Here is a 19,805-nt window from a genome sequence, read left to right on the forward strand (position 1 = left end):
TGTGCATGAAGGTACAGGCATGTTGATATTTTCCATTGTACTGGCTATGCTGGTACTATTATTTTTCTTCAGGGGGAATTTAAATTTTTATAAAAAAAATAAATGGCTGCGATATGGTGCTTATGGATGGATTTTTCAAAACGCTGTTTTGGTAATATCTGTTTTGCTCAGAGATTATTATTATATACAGCATCTGGGGCTTGCTTACAAACGAATTGGAGTGCTGGTTTTTCTATCGATGGTATTGATGGGATTAATTACCGTGTTTATAAAAATACATCAGCGTAAAACCAGTTATTATTTATTGAGGGTTAATGGATGGTTTGCCATTATACTTCTGGTTGCAGCATCTTGTGTGCATTGGGACGAAACGATGGCGAAGTATAACCTTGCTCATAAAAGCACCATTCCGCTGGATGTGCAATTTCTGTTAACACTTTCTGATAAAACATTACCGCTGATTGAAAAAAATCAGGAGGTATTGCTGGATAAAACTACTGTGCAGGGAGAGGGAGATTATTTATACCGTTCACCATTTTCGCCAAAGCAAGTTTTTGAGCAACGCAAAAGAGATTTTTTAAATGAGCAAAAAAACTATTCCTGGTTATCGTGGAATGCCGCTGATGATTATGTTGAAAATTATTTATCAAAAGCAGTTATTACATCATCATTAAATAAATAAAACATGAAACAACTCTGGTTTAAAAGAACAGGATGGATTTATATTCCAGTTCACCCATTAGGATTTGCAGTAACTATACTGGCAATAATTTTTATGGTGCCGGTAGTTATGGCAGTTGACAGAAATGCACATTCAATTTCCGACGAGCTGTATCAAATTTTTATTTATGCTACCTGCACCGCATTTTGGTGGAAATGGGTGGCGGATAAAACTTCATAAACTCATTGTATCTTACAAAAAAAGTGGTATGAAATTATTTAAATCTTTTGCCTTTGCATTTAACGGTATAAAAATTTGCTTCACGTCTGAAACCAATTTTAAAATCCATGTACTTCTTGCTGCTGTTGCAATATTGCTGGGAATCGTATTTGGTATTTCCACAAATGAATGGCTGATAATAATTTTTTGTATTGCCTTTGTTATAAGTATGGAAATGATAAACACCGCAATTGAAAAATTATGTGATGTCGTAAATAAAGACATTCATCCGGCAATAAAAAAAATAAAAGATATCGCTGCAGGGGCAGTTTTAGTGGCTGCTGGCAGCAGTTTTGTAATGGGCAGTATAATCTTTCTGCCTAAAATAATTATTTATTTAAAAACATTGTAAAAATTGAAAACAAGCATTTCATTTCAAAAAATACTACTGGCCTTTTTTCTTTTTATTGGGCTGTTAATTTTAGTGCGTATAATTTATTCAGGCAAAATAAATTATTTGTTTTTGGTGTGGAATATTTTTTTGGCATGGGTTCCTTTAATCATCAGCGGTTCTTTTAAAAAAATAACCGGTTCAAGAAAATGGAAGCAATTGTTTGTTTTTTGCTGCTGGCTGGTATTTTTTCCCAATGCATTGTATATCGTTACCGATTTAATTCACCTTGAACAGGAAACAATTGTACCAAAATGGTTTGATGCCATATTAATTTTCTCTTCTTCAATAGTGGGATTGATTATGGCATTTGTATCTTTATTTCGGGTACACCAATTTTTACAATTTCATTTTAGCAGCAGAATTACAGAGCGGCTGATAGTATCAATTTTATTTTTGGCTTCATTTGGTGTTTACCTCGGCAGGTTTTTACGCTGGAACAGCTGGGATATTATCAGCAATCCTTTTGGCTTAATAATTTCTATTGGAGAAAGATTTATTTTCCCTTTTCAGCATTTAAAAACCTGGGGTATAACTTTTATACTTACCACACTTTTTTATTTGCTGTATTTAATAATAAAAAAATTGCCCGGTTTTTTAAACCAGGCACTTGTAAAATAATTTTTATACCCTTTTAAAAATCCAGCCCCATCGAAAAGTACAATTGCGGTTTACCTTTAAAGAAACCACTCATTGTCCAGGCAGCATCAAATTTTAAAAAATAACCTAATAAAGTACTTCTTGCACCAAAGCCATAACCGCCGGCAAAAGGACCAATGCCTCCCGCTTTTACTTTAACAGTAACCGGGCCGGGGCCACCATTGTTTGGAAGCGGAGTATTATAAATTACTGAAGGCCTTCCTATTTTATTATAACCGCCATTCCATGCCGTACCCAAATCAATAAACTGCACTACCTGAAAATTACGCAGAAATGCATTGTTGATAGGGCGTTTAAATAAAGTGCTGAACACCGGCAATCTAAACTCACTGTTAATTACAACGGTATTATTACCATTAGCTATATTTTGTATAAAGCCCCTCATATTTACAGCAAGGCTTTGAAAAGCATAATCCTGATCGTTTGCCGGTTTATTATTGGTGTTAAAATATCTTTCTTTTATATCACCATTTGCAGCAATTTTTTGATTTTGTCCAAACATCAACCAACCATCAACTCCCCCCAGATAATAAATGAATTTTTGATTACCAAAACTAAAATCTCCTGCAGCACGCCCAGCCCAAATAAAATTTTGGAAAATGGGATAATAATAACGGGCATCAAAACCAAAATTATAAGTTTGAGGCCCATCTGCACTAACCACTTTATTTATCTGGTAATTCCAGTCTAAATAAGCTTTGGCACGCAAGCCATTCCAAATATTCATGGTGGGGTTTAAAGAATTGTCATAAACGTACTCAATTTTACTGGTTAAATAAGTGGATTGAAAATCGGGCTGGGCTACAGATTGAGGATCCACGCCACTAAAAACATCTTTGTCTGAGCGTACACCGGTACTAAATTTTATACTCCTGTTTTTATCAAACGGATAAGAAATATTGCCCTGGTATAAATTGGTAAAAGTTCTTCCGAAAAAATTACTAAACTGAGTTTGAAATCCCTGCACATTCCTGTAATAAGAAACGCCCCAGTCAATTCTTCTTTTTAAATTTTGATAATTTACAAACCACTCATTGTCTTTTAAGTTGGAAGAAATTTTATAAGCACCTGTAATTTTTACATCTTCCATTAACTCCGACGATCCAATACGTGTAAGGCCATTGAGTGGTGTAGAAGAACTTAAACGAATTGGCCCTGCACCACCACCATAAGTTTGATAACGGTTTATTAAAACCGAATTATTAAAACCAAATGATCCGGCTTCAATATAAAATTTTGGCGGCTTATACGGAAATAGTTTTATGTTTTTTAAAACCATTTCATTTTCTGTTTCAACAGCAGGAAAAGTTTGTCCTGATAAACTGCTGTCTTTTTTCTCGTTTGCAAATTCACTCTGAAAAAAGTCATCCTGTTTTTTTGCAGTATCGGAAGCAGGAGTATCTGCAGGTAAACCTTTTGAGCCTTTAGCCAATTGGTATTCCGCCATTTTCTTTTTCATGTATTCGGTTGGCTGAGCAGTTATGTTGCGGCGGCGCAATACGTCTTCATTAATTTTTAGTTTATACAAAACTTTTTCATCGCTTTGGCGGGTAACTTCACTCACCTGATTATTATCGCCTGCAATTCTCGATTCGTACAATTTGCTTTCGTAATTGGTTAAAGGAAATGTATAAGCCGAATCTGACGACACTGCAACTACAGCAATAGAATCCACATCATTTTTTTTATACACCCTTAAAGTACTGTCCACTTCTTTAGGCGATGGGTTGCGTAAAATTTCATCAGCAATTAAAACTAAAGTATCCAGGCCTTCAGCTTTAGTGGTAAAAAATCCGGCATAACGGTTACCCACACCGTTTTCATCGCTTACAAAAGTAAAATGGTTTTGATTATATTGTGTTGGGCTCCGGGCATCGCCATATTTTAAATGCGATAGCTGGGTAATTTGATTCAGTTCTGGCTTATCGCCAAAATTGGTAATTAAAAAAACATTGTAATGGTTATTGCTGGGCAGGCTGGTATCGCCGCCTTTTGCATAAGGTGTTGGCCGGTTGCTGGCAAAAAGAATTCCGTTTTTATTTGGGAAAGCAGCAAAAGATGCATCACGGTCATCGTAAACATCATCAGTGATTTGTTTTAATTTTTCTTTTTGAAAATCGAAAGTAAAAATATCTGTGTGCCCGTTTTTAACAGCAGTAATTAATAATGTGTTGCTGTTGTTAATGTAGCTGATGTCCTGCACCAGGTCAAAATATTGTGTCAGGTCTAATTTAAATTGTTTTATCCTGGTTACAATATCATACACAAACATATTTATTTTTCCTTCGGCAGTGTACAGCACTGTAATTCTTGTACCCTTAGGATCCCATGCCATTAATGGATAATTAGGATTTATCTCGTTCATATAACTGCGGGTGCCGTACTTTAATAAAGTTTTGTTTACATCTTCATCATTATAAATAACCCTTACAATACCTTTTTTGTATTGCATTACCACATAAGAGCGGCTTTTTTTATTGGGGTTTACATTAAAACGGAAATAATCAAGGCGTTTATTAATATCAAAACCTTCTACATAACTGCCTTTGGGATACGCTTTTCTTTTAGTAATGTCTTTATAATATTTTTCATCCTCATATTCCATAAACTCTGCCAGCACGGCTTTAAATTTCTTTTTACAAACCTGCATACAGGCCTTATTTAAGTTTTTATAAATACGGGCCAGGTATAATAAATAAGTAGTGTTCTCTTTCTTATATTTTTCTTCTATAAAATACCAAAAACCGTGGCCGGCAATTTGAGGTTTTGTAAAAGCAAAACGGTTGAAATTTTTATAATTGCCACTCAGTATTTCGCTTTTTAATTCATCATCCAGATCAGTACTCCAGTTTTCAGCCAGGTAAGCAGCGTAGCCATCGGTAAGCCATTTGGGTAAATCTAGTAAAGCCTGGTTGCTGGCTACTTCACCCAAATCATCACCAAACAAAACATTATCGGTTAATACTTTTGCAATACCGGTTCTTATTTGCAGGCGCAATTTGGCATGGTCGGCATCAAAATAAATGGGCATTTTATTGTTTACAAGTTTAGTGCCGCCGCTGTTATTCAGCCAGTCGGTACCAAGGCCAATATTGGTTTGTTCAAAATCGGCATAGCTGTTATATAAAACAATATTGGCACGGCGTTGCAAACTGTATTCTGCTGCGGTTTCTATTTGAGGTAATTCTTTTTCGGCGCTTTGGGCAACAAATTTTGCCAGCTCCTCGCCACCCTGGTTAAAGTATATATTAAAATTAGCGGTTTGATAATATTGCCATTTAAACTTTTTAAACTGCACCCTGTTTTTACCAAACTCTACTGTATTTACCTGTGCACGTATGGCAATTGGCAATAAGCAACAGGCAATTGCTAATAAACAAAAAGTAAAAAACCATAAAAAAATATTTTTGGAGCCAGCTTTATTAATTCTACTGAACATCGTTGTGTCACTCACTTGTACGATATACCTTTCTTCAACTTTTATTAAAGCGGATGGGGCGTTGGCTTTCGTTGGCATTTTCATAATTCCTTTATTGAATAATATCTTTAATCTTTTTAAAAATTGCGTTTTAGGTTGCTGAAAAGTCAGCTTACTTTGCATAGTAATCGTTTATAACTTAAAATTAGTTGTTTTCAGGTAAATCTTAATCATAATAAATAATCAGTGAATGTTAAAAATTAAATCTTTTGTTTTTAGCCCCATACAGGAAAATACGTATTTACTGTACAACGAGTTTAATAACTGCATCATTATAGACCCTGGCTGTTACTTTGATGCCGAAAAGGAACAGCTTACACAATTTATAAAAGAGAGTGGCTTACTTCCTAAAATGCTGCTTAATACCCATTGCCATCTAGACCATGTTTTTGGTAACAAATACGTTGCCGAAACTTATACATTAACGCCACAAATTCATTCTAAGGAAAAGGTAGTATTAGAATTTGCACCAACCAGCGGGCTTATGTACAACCTGCCTTTTGATAATTATACCGGCGATTTTATTTTTTTAAAAGAAGGCGATAAAGTAGTATTGGATAAAGACGAACTAACGGTGATAGAAGCACCGGGCCATTCGCCGGGGCATATTTGTTTTTATTGCAAGGAGCAAAATTTTTTAATTGGCGGCGATGTTTTGTTTAATCGTAGTATTGGCCGTACCGATTTACCTGGCGGCAATCACCAACAATTAATAAAAAATATAAAAGAAAAATTATTGGTACTGCCCGATGAAACCGTGGTGTACAGCGGCCACGGCCCGACAACAACAATTGGGGAAGAGAAGAATGAAAATCCTTATTTAGTATAAATTATTCTTACTTTAGAAAAAAATTGCAACATGCTTCTACCTATCGGTGACGATAACTCGGCTATTACCACAAAGCCATATGTAACCTACGCCTTAATTGCAGCCAATGTTTTAGTTTGGATTTTATTTCAGCAAATGAGTGGTGACAGCGATTTTACGTATGCTTATTCCACCGTGCCGGCAGAAATATTAACGGGAAAAGATATTGTAACACAAGCACAGATAAAAGTTGATGAATATACTGGGGTTCAGTTTTTGATACCGGCACTGTTGCCAACCAACATCCCCGTTTATTTTACGTTAATAACAGCAATGTTTATGCACGGCAGCTGGATGCATTTACTCGGCAATATGTTATACCTTTTTATTTTTGGCGATAACCTGGAGCACAGGTTGGGTAAAAGCCGCTTTTTAATTTTTTATTTATTAACAGGGGTAATAGCCTCTTTAAGCCATGTGTTCTCTACCTATTTTTTACAGCAGAGTTCCATTACACCAAGCCTTGGTGCATCGGGTGCAATAAGTGGTGTATTAGGCGGCTATTTATTATTGTTTCCCAAATTAAAAGTAAAAGCACTTTTTTTATACCAGGTAGTTATTATTCCGGCCTCGCTGGCATTGGGGGTGTGGATTGCTTTTCAAATTGTTAGTGGCTTGGTTGGCGGCGGTGGCGTTGCATACGCAGCACATATAGGCGGCTTTCTTGCAGGGATATTACTAATAAAATTTTTTGATAAAAAATCTGCGGCTCTTACATAACTCTTGCCATCATTGGCAAAATTTAAAATTAATATTACGGTGCAACCATAGCCTTTAAAAAAACGTACATTGCATATTAAGGCATCGCTATGATCCATAATTTTTCTTTTAAATACACTTGCACCAGCATTTTTATTGCTGCTCATACTTTTGTATTTCCGTATTTAATTTATTTGCACACTAATTATTATCACAATAATTTTTATCACTTAAAAAAATAACAATCATGGAAAAATTTGCATTATTAGCGAGGGTAGAAGCTAAACCCGGTAAAGAAGAAATTGTAGCTGAATTTTTAAAAAGTGCATTATCACTGGCACAGGCAGAAACTGCAACAGTAAGATGGTATGGGCTTAAAATAAACGAAAATACATTTGGTATTTTCGACACTTTTGAAACTGAAGACGGCAGAAGTGCTCATTTGCAGGGCGAAATTGCCAAAGCATTAATGGCTAATGCAGCCGAACTTTTAGCAAAAGATCCGGTAATTGAATTTGTAGATTTACTGGCAGTTAAATAATTTTTGTTTTTTGTATAACGACCCATCATTACTGTTGGGTTGTTATTTTTTCTCCATACACAATTCTATCAACACCCCATTAGTTCCTTTGGGATGCAAAAAACAAACCAGTTTATTATCAGCACCTTCCTTTGGTGTTTCGTTTAATAAAACAAATCCTTCATTTTTTAAACGCTCCATCTCTGCATAAATATCTGTTACATTAAAAGCAATATGGTGTATGCCCTCACCTTTTTTCTCTATAAATTTTGCAATAACACCTTCGGGATCAGTACTTGCTAACAATTCAATCTTGGTATCCCCGGTTTTAAAAAATGCAGTGTTTACTTTTTCTCCTGCAACAAATTCTGTCTTGTAACACTCACTATTCAGCAGTTTTTCAAATAGTGGAACAGCATTTGCCAAATCTTTTACAGCAATACCAATATGTTCAGTTTTAAGCATAATTATTTTATTTATCAACACTGGTTTACGAAATACGTAAAATGAAGGGTAACACAAAAAATGGAATAGCTAAAATAGAACCTTTTGCAGTAAATTTGCATTATAAACAAGAAATAAAAGACATGCTGAAGTTACCGATATACTTAGACAATAACGCTACAACACCCATGGATCCAAGGGTGCTGGAAGCAATGACGCCCTATTTTTTACAACATTTTGGTAATGCGGCCAGCCGTAATCATCCTTTTGGCTGGGAGGCTGAAGAGGCTGTTGATTATGCACGTGAGCAGGTAGCAAAATTAATTGGCGCCGATCCTAAAGAAATTATTTTTACCAGCGGCGCTACCGAAGGTGATAACCTGGGCATTAAAGGTGTATATGAAATGTATGCCAGCAAAGGCAATCATATAATAACAGCAACTACCGAGCATAAAGCAGTTTTAGATACCTGCAAACACATTGAAAAAATTGGTGGCGAAGTAACTTATTTACAGGTAAAAGCTGATGGTCTTATTGATTTAAAAGAACTGGAAGCTGCAATAAAACCCACCACTATTCTTATTGCCATTATGTATGCCAATAACGAAATTGGAACAGTAATGCCAATAAAAGAAATAAGTGCTATTGCACGTAAACATGGGGTACTGGTTTTTACAGATGGTACACAGGCGGTAGGAAAAATACCAGTTAATGTAAATAAAGATGGCATAGATTTAATGGCTTTTACTGCACATAAAATGTACGGGCCAAAAGGAGTTGGTGCATTGTATGTTCGTAGAAAAAACCCACGGGTAAAAGTTACAGCACAAATGGATGGTGGCGGCCACGAAAGAGGTATGAGAAGCGGTACTTTAAATGTGCCGGGTATTGTTGGTTTTGGTAAGGCCTGCGAATTGTGTATGCTGGATATGGAAGAAGACAGTAAACGCATAATAAAAATGAGAGATCATTTAGAAACTGAATTAATGAAGCTGGAAGAAGCATATATAAATGGAAGTACCGAACATCGCTTACCGCATGTAACTAATATTAGTTTTAAACATGTGGAAGGGGAAGGTTTGCTGATGGGCTTTAATAAAAATATTGCATTAAGCAGCGGCAGCGCCTGCACTTCTGCCTCTTTAGAACCAAGCTATGTTTTAAAAGCATTAGGTTTGGGAGATGATCTGGCACACAGTTCGCTGCGTTTTGGATTAAGCCGCTTTACTACCCAAGAAGAAATTGACTACACCATAAAAGCAATAAGCGAAACAGTGTTGAAGTTGAGAGAAATGAGCCCGCTTTGGGAAATGTATAAAGAAGGCATTGATTTAAGTACAATTGAGTGGGCAGCGCATTAAAACAATTTGCAAATGAAGCAATGTGCAAATTTGCAAATAGCAGTAGTTGATTTTCAAGAATTAATAAATAAAATAAAAGGTAACAATTTTTAAATTTGCACATTTGCAAATTTTCACATTTTCAAATTTTTTCTCATGGCATACTCAGAAAAAGTAATCGATCACTACCAAAATCCAAAAAATGTTGGTACACTGGATAAAGCAAGTAAAAATGTAGGCACTGGTTTGGTGGGTGCACCAGAATGCGGCGACGTTATGCGTTTGCAAATTGAAGTAGATGATGCAACGGGTATGATTACCGATGCCAAATTTAAAACCTTTGGTTGCGGTTCTGCTATTGCTTCTTCTTCATTAGCAACAGAATGGCTTAAAGGCAAATCTGTTGATGATGCTTTAAAGATTGACAATATGGATATCGTTGAGGAATTAAATCTCCCTCCTGTAAAAATCCACTGTTCAGTTTTGGCAGAAGATGCTATTAAAGCAGCTATCAACGATTACCGTGTAAAAAATGGTAAAGAAGCTATTAAGTTTGAAGAGAGTGTGGTACATTAAAAGCAGCCCCTCCGCTCCTAAAGGGCAACTATGTAGGAGAAACCCCTATCCCCTAAAGGGGGAAAAGGAGGAGAAGGTAACGAAGAATATGCTTTACTTTTTTTGCAAGTATAAAATTAGTAGGGCGTCAAAATAATTATTAATTATCAATCTAAGTTCTCCACCGTGGCGGAGACAGGGGAAAAATGGTAGCAACAGATAATTCTATTTTCATTTCAGATAAAGCAAAATCCAAAGTCATCAACCTGATGACGGACGCTGGCGTTGCTGATGACCCTTCTTATTTTTTAAGAGTAGGAGTTGTGGGTGGCGGTTGCAGCGGACTTAGTTATAAAATGGATTTTGATAACGAAGTAAAACCAATGGACCAGGTTTTTGAAGATAAAGGGGTAAAAATTGTTTGCGACCTTAAAAGTTTTTTATACCTGGTAAATACCGAATTGGAATTTAGCGATGGATTAAATGGCAAAGGCTTTTTCTTTAATAACCCCAACGCCAGCCGCAGTTGCGGTTGTGGCGAAAGTTTTGCAGTATAGTTAAGCTCCAGCTTGACATTCATTCCATGTAAAAATATTAAGCCCTCCAATTTCGGAGGGCTTTTGCTTTCATAATGGTTATATTTTATACCAGTTAGACATTGAATCATCCGATTAAAAAAATGTCAGGTTGAGCTTGTCGAAACCGGTGCAATGTCAACCCGCCTTCGAAAAGCTCAGGCTGACAGTATGATTTTAATGTCTAATTGGTATTATTCTACCTCTGGCAAAATAGGCGGAACAGGTCTGGGCGGTGGAGGTGGTGGAAGTTTACCATATTTATTTTCAAAATATTCCGGCTTGGCATTCCAAACACTCATTCTTATTTTTTGAGTTATACCTTTTTTAGTTAATAATATTATTGGTTCTTCTTTGGTGGTTTGTACTAAAATAGAATAACCTTTTTCATTTACAATAACAGGGGCTTTAAATTTTACCGGCGGTTTTGGCGGAACAGGTGGAACTGGCGGTACTGGGGGTTTAACAAAGTTTGCTTCTGTTGGCGGAGCAGGTGGAGGCGGTGGGGGAATATCCTTTATTTCCTGCGGCGGCGGTGGCGGCGCCATATTTTTTTTACCAGTTTGAGCCATACCGTTTGATGCTACCATACCTACGGCAAGCACAATTATCAGTTTTTTCATAATAAAATTTTTTATACAGATGCAGGGAAGAGAATAATCCATAAAAAAAACCCCACGGTAAAATGGGGCTTTTCAGCAGTTGGTTTTGGGTAAACAACTTTGGTAATTTTTAAACTTTAAAGCGATTGTTTGTGCAGTCAAAAAAAACTTAAAAAATTTAATCCTGGCTTTAAAATCTTGCAATTTATACAGCAGTCAGTTGTTAAACGGCCTATTCTTAAAATAAGACAAAGCCTTTTTGTAAAGTGCTGCTTAAAAAATTAAAATTTATTTTTTAAATGGTCAAATCACAAAATAAAAGGCAGGATGGCATTTGTTTAAATTTAAATATGTTTCATTTTATCGCTGTAAATTAATTTGTTAAGTAGTAAATTGCAGCAATTTTATAACCACATGTGGAGTATTTGTACAAAAGAACTGCAACAATTTTTCAGCAACCTTACCGGCTATATTGCCATTATTTTGTTTTTAATTGTAAATGGGCTGTTCTTATTTGTATTAAAAGACAGTAATATTTTTGATTTTGGTTATGCCACATTAGATAAATTTTTTGAGCTGGCACCCTGGATCCTACTTTTTCTCATACCTGCATTAACCATGCGTACGCTTTCGGATGAATTTAAAGGTGGCACTTTTGAAATCTTACAAACCAAGCCGCTTACCAAATGGCAGATAGTATTAGGTAAATACTTTTCTATTTTAATTGTATTGCTTTTTGTAATTCTACCCACTTTTATCTACATATTTACTATAAAAAAATTAAGTGTACAGGGTACAATTGATGGTGGCGGAATAACCGGCAGTTATATTGGCCTGTTTTTTTTAGCAGCAGTTTTTGCAGCCATCAGTTTATGCTGCAGCGGCTTTACCAATAATGCTGTGGTGGCTTTTTTAATAAGTGTGTTTGGCTGCCTGGTTTTATTTTTTGGTTTTAATGCATTAAGCAAATTATCTTTTTTTACAAATGGGCTTGATTATTATACAGAAATGCTGGGTATAGATTTTCATTACCGAAGCATAAACCGTGGCGTTTTAGACAGCAGAGATGTAGTTTATTTTATCAGCGTTATTTTTTTATTTTTATTAATAACAGTAAAGAATTTGTATAAAAAATAAATGGGCATTTTAAATAAAATATGGAAAAGTAAATTGTGGTTACTCATTACCATAGTTTTTTTAGTGGCACTTAACTGGCTGGCATCGCTGTATCATACAAGGATAGATTTTACAAACGAAAAACGTTTTACCTTATCCAAACCCACAAAAAAAATATTAAAGAATTTAGATGATGCTGTGATAGTGGATGTTTTTTTAAAAGGTGAATTCCCCAGTGGTTTTAAAAAGTTAGCTAACAGCAGCAGCGAAATATTGAGTGAGTTTAAAGAAGTTGCCGGTAATAATTTTCAATACAATTTTATTAGTCCTGATGATGAAATGGAAGGCACAGCAATAAAGTGGGGCGATACATTAAGTGCATTGGGTCTATATCCTATCAATTTAAAATCGCAGTTAAAAGCAGGAGAGCAGCAGCAGTTGCTATACCCGGTTGCATTAGTAAGGTATAAAGAAAAAGTGATGCCGGTTGAATTGTACAGCGGCTCATCAAAAGCAATTACTTACAGCGAAATAAACAGCGCCGAGGCAATGATGGAATTTAAATTTGCAGATGCCATCAATAAATTAGTTCAAACAGAAAAGCCCATGGTGGCTTACTCTGCAGGCAATGGCGAGCCGGGAGATGTAAGAAGTTACGATTTGGCCAACAGTGTTTTATTAAAAGATTATAATCTTACAGTACTTGATCTTAATTTAAATCCTCTAAATGCTGATACGTTTAAACTATTAATTATTGTTAAGCCCACACAAAAATTTACCGACGAAGAAAAATTAAAAATTGATCAGTATGTAATGAGGGGAGGAAAATTATTGTTGTTTATTGATAAGCTGGATGCAGAAATGGACAGCCTGCGTATTAAAAACGAAGTAGTTGCTTATGACAGAGGTTTAGGATTAGATGATCTGCTGTTTAAATACGGCGCAAGAATTAATTCTGATTTATTGATGGATCTGCAATGCGATTTCTATCCTTTTGTTACTAACGGAAGCGGACAACTGGAATACTTGCGCTGGAATTATTTTCCTTTGTTTGAAACAAAATCAAATCATACTATTAACAAAAGCCTTGGCCTTGTGTCGGGGCAATTTGTAAATTCAATTGATACCATAGAAGCTGATGGAATTAAAAAAACAATTTTGTTAAGCTCATCACCCAACTCCAGAACGATTGCCACACCTGCTGTTATCAGCGGCAGAGAAAATGTAAACGCCGCCGAAGATGCAAAATTTAAAAAAGCAAATATTCCTGTAGCAGTTTTGTTAGAAGGTAAATTTCAATCTTTGTACAACAACCGTTTATCGCAGGCAATGAATGATAGTTTACAGCAGTACGGGCTTACTTTTAAACCACAGGCTTTTGCCGATGGAAAAATAATTATAGTTGCCGATGGCGATATGGTTTTAAATGCGGCAGATAAAGATGGCCCGTTACCCATGGGTATAAACCGCTACACTGCAGGTACACAATACGAATATCAGTTTGCCAACAAAGCTTTTTTGCAAAACTGTTTAGATTATTTAATTAATCCATCTGGTTTATCCGAAGCCAAAGCAAAAGATTATACCTTACGTTTGCTGGATACAAAAAAAATTGAAGCAGAAAAAACCACCTGGCAATTAATAAATATTGCGGTGCCTGTTGTACTGGTATTTTTATTTGCAATTATTTACCAGTGGTGGCGTAAAAGAAAATACACAAAATAACAAATGAACAAAACACAACTGATATACCTTGTTTTTAGTGCAGTAATTATTATTTCACTCATTTTCGACCTGGGTTTGATGAGTAAGAAAGACAAGAAAGTAACTATAAAGCAAGCACTGTATCAAACCTTTTTTTGGGTAGGCCTGGCATTGGTATTCTGCATTTTTTTATGGATAGAAGAAGGCCAGAAACCTGCACTGGAATATTTGAGTGCCTACCTTATGGAGTGGAGCCTTAGCATAGATAATATTTTTGTGTTCATCCTTATTTTTACGGCTTTTAGTGTAAAAGAAAAAAATTATGGCAGGGTGTTACTTATAGGAATATTGATGGCTATTGTTTTCAGGATTATTTTTATAACTGTTGGGGTTGCATTGGTAGAAAAATTTCACTGGCTGTTATATGTATTTGGTGTTTTCCTGGTTTATACCGGTTACAAAATGTTTGTATCGGTAGAAGATGAAAAAGAATTTGATCCTCAAAAAAGCAAAGTGTATAATTTTTTAAAAAAGATTTTACCACTTGCACCCAATGATGGCAACGGAAGGTTTACAGTAATAGAAGACGGTAAAAAAAAGTACACCACTTTATTTGTGGTGGTTATAATGCTGGCAGCAATCGATCTGGTATTTGCATTAGATTCCATACCTGCAGTAATGGGTATTGTTGATACTAAAACACCAGGCTACCAGGCTACGGCAAGGCTCGTAATTTACACCTCTAATATTTTTGCTGTGCTTGGCCTGCGCTCTTTATTCTTCTTGCTTAGGGGTGCTGTTCATAAATTCGATTACCTGCCACAGGGCATTGCTGTGGTATTAATATTTATTGGTTTAAAAATGCTTGGCGAGCACTGGATAAATCAATGGATAGATAAAACCACACAGGTATTTATTTCTCTTGGGTTTATTTTGATTTGTTTGGCTGCCTCTGTTATGTATTCTATTTTTATTGACAGAGAAAATGAAAAGACAAGCAACGAAGAAGATGATGATGAGGCGCATTAACTATTACAACAGCCATTTACTTATACAATGCAGGATATTATGTAATTATCAGTATGTGTAAAATTATTGCTGCACAATAAATACAGATGTACACCATTGCTGAAATAGAAAAAATAATTGACGGCAAATTTTTAATCAGTAAAAATGCTGCTGCTTTTATTGAACACCTGTTAATAGACAGCCGTAAATTATTATTTCCTTCCTCCACATTATTTTTTACCATACCGGGGCCACGCCGCCAGGGCAATGCTTTTGTAAAAGATTTGTACAATAAAGGGGTGAAAAATTTTATAGTAGATGCCTCATTTGTTTTTTTAGAAGATAATTATCCCGATGCAAATATTTTATTGGCAGCAAATGTTTTGGATGCACTGCAAAAATTAACTGCACATCACCGCAAGCAATTTAATATTCCTGTAATTGGCATTACGGGCAGCAATGGAAAAACTATTGTAAAAGAATGGTTGCACCAGTTGCTGCAAACCGATTATACTATTGTACGCAGCCCTAAAAGTTACAACTCTCAAATTGGTGTACCCTTAAGTGTGTGGCAAATAAATGCAACACACAATTTCGGCATTTTTGAAGCAGGTATTTCAATGCCCGGCGAAATGCAAAGACTGGAAGAAATTATTGAGCCCACCATTGGCATTTTTACCAATATTGGAGAAGCACACAGCGAGGGTTTTGAAAATATTACTGAAAAAATAAAAGAGAAAATAAAGCTTTTTATAAAAACACCGGTGGTTGTTTATTGTAAAGATGAAATTTTGGTAGATGAAGCATTGCTGGAACTGCAGCAAAAAAACAATAATATACTTTTTAGCTGGGGCCAAAAAGAAGCCGCAACACTTTGTATTACCACCATTCAGGTACAGCCATTCAATACAGTAATTAAAGGCATTTTTAAAGAAAGAAAAATAAGTATCTCCATACCTTTTACCAATGATGCAGCAATAAAAAATGCCATTACCTGCTGGTGTGTATTATTACATTTACAGATTAATGATGAAATAATACAGGAGCGTATGCTGCAGTTAAAACCTGTGGAAATGCGGCTGGAATTAAAAGAAGGCATCAACAACTGTTCTGTTATTAACGACAGTTACAGTGCCGATATTACTTCTTTATCCATTGCTTTAGATTTTTTACAGCAGCAACAGCAACATCCCAAACGCACGGTAATACTCAGCGATATTTTACAAAGTGGTAAAAGCAATGCAGCCTTGTATAAAGAAGTGGCAGACATCTTACAACAAAAAAATATACAGCGCATTTTTGGTATTGGTACCGAAATTTTAAAACACAGCGATGCTTTTGCAACAATAAAAGAAACTGGATTTTTTAATTCTACTGCCGAATTTAAACAGCAGTTTCCTTCCCTGCATTTTTATAACGAAAGCATATTATTAAAAGGCGCAAGAGTTTTTGAGTTTGAGCAGATAAGCCATTTGCTGGAACAAAAAACACATCAAACAGTTTTAGAAATAAATTTAAATGCCATTATTAATAATTTAAAAGTTTACCAGCAGCAGTTAAAGCCCGGTGTAAAATTAATGGCAATGGTAAAAGCTTTTAGTTATGGCAGCGGCAGTTTTGAAATTGCCAATTTGTTGCAATTTCAAAAAGTAGATTATTTAGCTGTGGCTTATGCCGACGAAGGCGTTGAACTTCGCCGTGCAGGAATTACTTTACCCATAATGGTAATGAATGCAGAAGAAAGCACTTTTGATATGCTGGTGCAGTTTAACCTGGAGCCGGAATTATATTCTTTCGGCATTTTAAATGCATTTGAAAAATACCTGCAGCAGTCGGGTATTAATAATTATCCCGTGCACATAAAATTAGATACCGGAATGCACCGCCTGGGTTTTGTGGCAACAGAAATGGAGGAGCTGTGCAAGAAAATTTCCACCGGTGAAACTTTTAAAATTCAATCGGTATTTTCTCATTTGGCGGCAAGCGACAGTAAGGCGCATGACGATTTTACAAAGCAGCAGGAAAAATTATTTTTAAAATCATGCAGTGCCATTGAAAAAAATATCAGCTATCCATTTTTAAAACATATCGCCAACACATCCGCCATACACCGCCATAAAAATTTACAGTTAGATATGGTGCGGCTGGGTATTGGTTTGTATGGAGTGGATGCTAACAAAAAAATACAGCAGCAATTAAAAAATGTGAGCACTTTAAAAACTACCATCTCACAAATAAAAAAAATAAAGTCTGGCGAAAGTATTGGTTACAACCGTAAAGGCATTGCCGAAAAAGATTCTGTTATTGCCACCGTACGCATTGGCTATGCTGACGGTTATCCCCGAAGCCTTAGCAACGGTATTGGTAAAATGTGGGTGAACAAAAATTTAGTTCCGGTAATTGGCAGCGTGTGTATGGATATGACGATGCTGGATATAACCGGCGTTGATGCAAAAGAAGGCGATGATGTGATTGTTTTTGGAGAAAAATTATCCGTTGCCGAATTAGCTGAATGGGCCAATACAATTCCCTACGAAATATTAACCGGTATATCTCAAAGAGTAAAAAGGGTTTATTATGAAGAATGAAAACAATTGGCAATAGGCAATAAACAATAAGCAATAGGCAATAGACAATAAACAATTGGCCATTGACAATAGGCAATTGGCAATTGGCAATGTGAAAGACCTTACCAAACCTCTAAACCCCTAAACCAAACTCTCTTATCTTTGCCCCTTATGAAAGCAAAACACGTTGCATTTATTATTGCCCTGGTGGTAATTGCCGATCAGGCACTGAAATTGTATATTAAAACCCATTTTACTTTGGAGAGCCCTGGTAACCACCAAAATATTTTAGGTGAGAGATTTCAATTATATTTTGTAGAAAACCCGGGTATGGCTTATGGGTGGAAGTTTGGTGGTAGCTGGGGTAAATTGGCGCTAACCATTTTCAGGCTGGTGGCAGTAGTATTTGGTACCTGGTATTTGGGTAGTATTATCAAACAGAAATACAACAGGGGTTTTATTATTTGTGCAGCATTAATTTATGCAGGGGCGTTGGGTAATTTAATTGATTCGGCCTTTTACGGTTTAATTTTTGATAAAGGGATGACATTAGATCCGTTTACAAAAAGATATGTTGATTACAACGGGTTAGCTGTATTTGCCAAACACGGCTATGCTTCATTTTTACACGGCAATGTGGTGGATATGCTTTATTTTCCGGTAATACGGGGTCAATTCCCTTCCTGGTTTCCTTTTTGGGGAGGCGACGATTTTGAATTTTTCAGGCCTATTTTCAATTTGGCCGATGCTGCAATATCAACAGGTGTTATTACAATATTAGTTTTTCAAAAACGTTTCTTTAAGCAGCGTAAAAGCGAAGAAACCACTCATACGGTGGAAACTAAGGCGCTGGTAAACGACGAGTCGCAGGTTTCATAAAAAACTTATCTTTATAAAACATTAATTTAATACCTGTTTATGAGAATGCTCAAATCTGTAATTTTTGCAGCCGCAACACTTGTGGCATTTGCAAGCTGCCAAAAGGAATTAAAATTTGATAACTCCGGGGCATCATCAGGGGCGTTTAAAAAAGATGCCGGCGGCGATTGTTCACCAATTACCGTAAATGGTATTTTTAAAAAAGATTCTGTATTAAACACAGCCAACTTTGTGGATGTACAGGTTAATGTATCCTATCCAGGCACCTTCGATATTAAATCAGATTCTGTTAATGGTTATTCATTCAGCAAAACCGGCAGCGTAGTTTTGGGATTAAATACTATACGGCTCTATGCAACAGGTAAACCACTTGCAGCCGGCACCAATATATTTACAATTACTTATGGCACCAGTACCTGTACTTTTGCAATAACTGTTCCCGGTCCGGGAGTTGTACCTGCTGTGTTTACATTAAGCGGATCTCCCGCTGTGTGTGTAAATGCAACGGTTGGCGGAGTATATACTGTTAACACTGCATTGGCTCTGTCAAACACACTTACTATTGAAGTAGATGTTACCACAACAGGAACTTATGTAATAGCGGCATCTCCTGTTCCAACAAATGGTTTTGCTTTTACAGGAAGCGGAACTTTTACGTCACCTGGAAAGCAATTGGTAACACTAACAGGTACAGGTACACCGCAAAGAGCAGAGATTTCGGCTGTTAGCGTAACTAATATCAGCAGCACCTGTACTGTTCCTGTAACTGTTCAACCAGCAGCGCCGCCAGCAGTGTTTACTTTGGATGGTGCGCCAGCTACCTGCACAGGCTTTACAGTTGCAGGTGTATATACTGCGGGAAGTGCCGCATCTGCAGGCAATACCGTTAAATTAAACGTTAGTGTAACAACAGCTGGCTCCTATAACATTACTACCAATACTGTTAATGGCATTAGTTTTAGTGGAACAGGAACTTTAGCATTAGGGGCACAAACAATTATATTGACTGCAACTGGTATTCCCACTGTTGCAGGTACATTTAATACTTTTAAACCGAATATTGCAACCACCTGCGATTTTGCTGTAACCTTTGTTCCTGCTACAGTGCCACTAAATGGCGATTATATACCTCAAACATCTCTAACAAATTTTACTGAGCGATATATAGGTGGAGTTTCTTCGGATACAATTTATACAGAAGTTAAAACAAATAGTATCTTAATTAATGGCATTTCATACAGAATTTTTGAAGAAACTTTTTTCCCTTCCGGGGATAAAGATTCAATATATCTGAGAAAAAATGGAGGTCTTTATTACAGATTATTTGAAGGCAGTGGTACTGGATTTCAAAACGCTGAGGGACTTATATTAGATTCAAATCTTGCAAAAAATGCAAATTGGATTATTAGTCTTGGCAGTGGTACTATTGGAGGATTACCTGCCACAGGTAATATTAAAG

At 36.1% G+C, this 19,805-nt stretch carries 19 protein-coding genes; 16 read left to right on the forward strand and 3 right to left on the reverse strand.

The features are described 5' to 3' along the window. The 4 genes from ACY65O_RS17480 to ACY65O_RS17495 form a co-directional block, all read left to right on the forward strand. A partial coding sequence (locus ACY65O_RS17480; protein ID WP_462222148.1) for a DUF4153 domain-containing protein occupies positions 1 to 682 on the forward strand: 682 nt, incomplete at its 5' end. Between the two features lie 3 nt (positions 683 to 685). Beyond that, positions 686 to 901 carry a hypothetical protein gene (locus ACY65O_RS17485; protein WP_462222149.1) on the forward strand — a complete coding sequence of 72 codons (216 nt, stop codon included), beginning with the start codon at positions 686 to 688 and terminating at the stop codon, positions 899 to 901. Positions 902 to 929: 28 nt separating this feature from the next. Next, a complete protein-coding gene (locus ACY65O_RS17490) occupies positions 930 to 1,292 on the forward strand; it encodes a diacylglycerol kinase family protein (RefSeq protein ID WP_462222150.1) in 363 nt (120 codons plus the stop codon). Between the two features lie 114 nt (positions 1,293 to 1,406). Continuing rightward, entirely contained in the window at positions 1,407 to 1,952 is a 546-nt protein-coding gene (locus ACY65O_RS17495; protein ID WP_462222166.1) for a DUF1361 domain-containing protein, read from the forward strand. 13 nt (positions 1,953 to 1,965) lie between these two features. Here the strand turns inward: ACY65O_RS17495 and ACY65O_RS17500 are convergent, their stop codons facing one another. Beyond that, positions 1,966 to 5,592, reverse strand: coding sequence for a BamA/TamA family outer membrane protein (locus ACY65O_RS17500; RefSeq protein ID WP_462222151.1), 3,627 nt, complete (start codon positions 5,590 to 5,592; stop codon positions 1,966 to 1,968). Positions 5,593 to 5,659: 67 nt separating this feature from the next. Here ACY65O_RS17500 and ACY65O_RS17505 point away from each other — a divergent pair, with 67 nt between their 5' ends. From ACY65O_RS17505 to ACY65O_RS17515, 3 genes are all read left to right on the forward strand, one after another. Then, on the forward strand, positions 5,660 to 6,298 hold the full coding sequence (locus ACY65O_RS17505) for an MBL fold metallo-hydrolase (RefSeq protein WP_462222152.1): 639 nt from the start codon (positions 5,660 to 5,662) through the stop codon (positions 6,296 to 6,298). Between the two features lie 30 nt (positions 6,299 to 6,328). Continuing rightward, positions 6,329 to 7,057: a rhomboid family intramembrane serine protease gene (locus ACY65O_RS17510; protein ID WP_462222153.1), complete on the forward strand. Its 729-nt coding sequence runs from the start codon at positions 6,329 to 6,331 to the stop codon at positions 7,055 to 7,057. 226 nt (positions 7,058 to 7,283) lie between these two features. After that, on the forward strand, positions 7,284 to 7,577 hold the full coding sequence (locus ACY65O_RS17515) for a putative quinol monooxygenase (protein WP_462222154.1): 294 nt from the start codon (positions 7,284 to 7,286) through the stop codon (positions 7,575 to 7,577). Positions 7,578 to 7,619: 42 nt separating this feature from the next. On the opposite strand, the gene mce is transcribed toward ACY65O_RS17515, so the two are convergent. Further along, positions 7,620 to 8,021 (reverse strand): methylmalonyl-CoA epimerase, encoded by a 402-nt coding sequence (gene mce / locus ACY65O_RS17520; protein ID WP_462222155.1) that lies wholly within the window; start codon positions 8,019 to 8,021, stop codon positions 7,620 to 7,622. A 41-nt stretch (positions 8,022 to 8,062) separates the two neighbouring features. On the opposite strand from mce, the gene ACY65O_RS17525 reads away from it, so the two are divergent. From ACY65O_RS17525 to ACY65O_RS17535, 3 genes are all read left to right on the forward strand, one after another. Then, positions 8,063 to 9,361 carry an IscS subfamily cysteine desulfurase gene (locus tag ACY65O_RS17525; protein ID WP_462222156.1) on the forward strand — a complete coding sequence of 433 codons (1,299 nt, stop codon included), beginning with the start codon at positions 8,063 to 8,065 and terminating at the stop codon, positions 9,359 to 9,361. A 135-nt stretch (positions 9,362 to 9,496) separates the two neighbouring features. Next, positions 9,497 to 9,916: a Fe-S cluster assembly scaffold IscU gene (gene iscU, locus ACY65O_RS17530; protein ID WP_462222157.1), complete on the forward strand. Its 420-nt coding sequence runs from the start codon at positions 9,497 to 9,499 to the stop codon at positions 9,914 to 9,916. 185 nt (positions 9,917 to 10,101) lie between these two features. Continuing rightward, positions 10,102 to 10,452: a HesB/IscA family protein gene (locus tag ACY65O_RS17535; protein WP_462222158.1), complete on the forward strand. Its 351-nt coding sequence runs from the start codon at positions 10,102 to 10,104 to the stop codon at positions 10,450 to 10,452. A gap of 212 nt (positions 10,453 to 10,664) precedes the next feature. Here ACY65O_RS17535 and ACY65O_RS17540 read toward each other — a convergent pair whose 3' ends face one another. Then, positions 10,665 to 11,093: a hypothetical protein gene (locus ACY65O_RS17540; RefSeq protein WP_462222159.1), complete on the reverse strand. Its 429-nt coding sequence runs from the start codon at positions 11,091 to 11,093 to the stop codon at positions 10,665 to 10,667. 357 nt (positions 11,094 to 11,450) lie between these two features. On the opposite strand from ACY65O_RS17540, the gene ACY65O_RS17545 reads away from it, so the two are divergent. From ACY65O_RS17545 to ACY65O_RS17570, 6 genes are all read left to right on the forward strand, one after another. Next, a complete protein-coding gene (locus ACY65O_RS17545; protein ID WP_462222160.1) occupies positions 11,451 to 12,209 on the forward strand; it encodes an ABC transporter permease subunit in 759 nt (252 codons plus the stop codon). Continuing rightward, complete coding sequence (gldG, locus tag ACY65O_RS17550; RefSeq protein ID WP_462222161.1) at positions 12,210 to 13,913, forward strand: gliding motility-associated ABC transporter substrate-binding protein GldG; 1,704 nt, start codon at positions 12,210 to 12,212, stop codon at positions 13,911 to 13,913. It begins immediately after the preceding gene. Between the two features lie 3 nt (positions 13,914 to 13,916). Next, positions 13,917 to 14,921 (forward strand): TerC/Alx family metal homeostasis membrane protein, encoded by a 1,005-nt coding sequence (locus ACY65O_RS17555; protein ID WP_462222162.1) that lies wholly within the window; start codon positions 13,917 to 13,919, stop codon positions 14,919 to 14,921. A gap of 86 nt (positions 14,922 to 15,007) precedes the next feature. Further along, positions 15,008 to 17,488 (forward strand): bifunctional UDP-N-acetylmuramoyl-tripeptide:D-alanyl-D-alanine ligase/alanine racemase, encoded by a 2,481-nt coding sequence (locus ACY65O_RS17560; RefSeq protein ID WP_462222163.1) that lies wholly within the window; start codon positions 15,008 to 15,010, stop codon positions 17,486 to 17,488. Between the two features lie 150 nt (positions 17,489 to 17,638). After that, the gene (locus ACY65O_RS17565) at positions 17,639 to 18,346 is read left to right on the forward strand and encodes a lipoprotein signal peptidase (protein ID WP_462222164.1); all 708 of its coding nucleotides are present in this window, start codon (positions 17,639 to 17,641) and stop codon (positions 18,344 to 18,346) included. Positions 18,347 to 18,385: 39 nt separating this feature from the next. Then, positions 18,386 to 19,805 (forward strand): hypothetical protein (locus tag ACY65O_RS17570; RefSeq protein WP_462222165.1); only part of this gene is annotated, 1,420 nt, incomplete at its 3' end.

Origin of the sequence: Ferruginibacter sp. (genome assembly GCF_031430955.1) — a bacterium.
Taxonomy (GTDB): domain Bacteria; phylum Bacteroidota; class Bacteroidia; order Chitinophagales; family Chitinophagaceae; genus Ferruginibacter.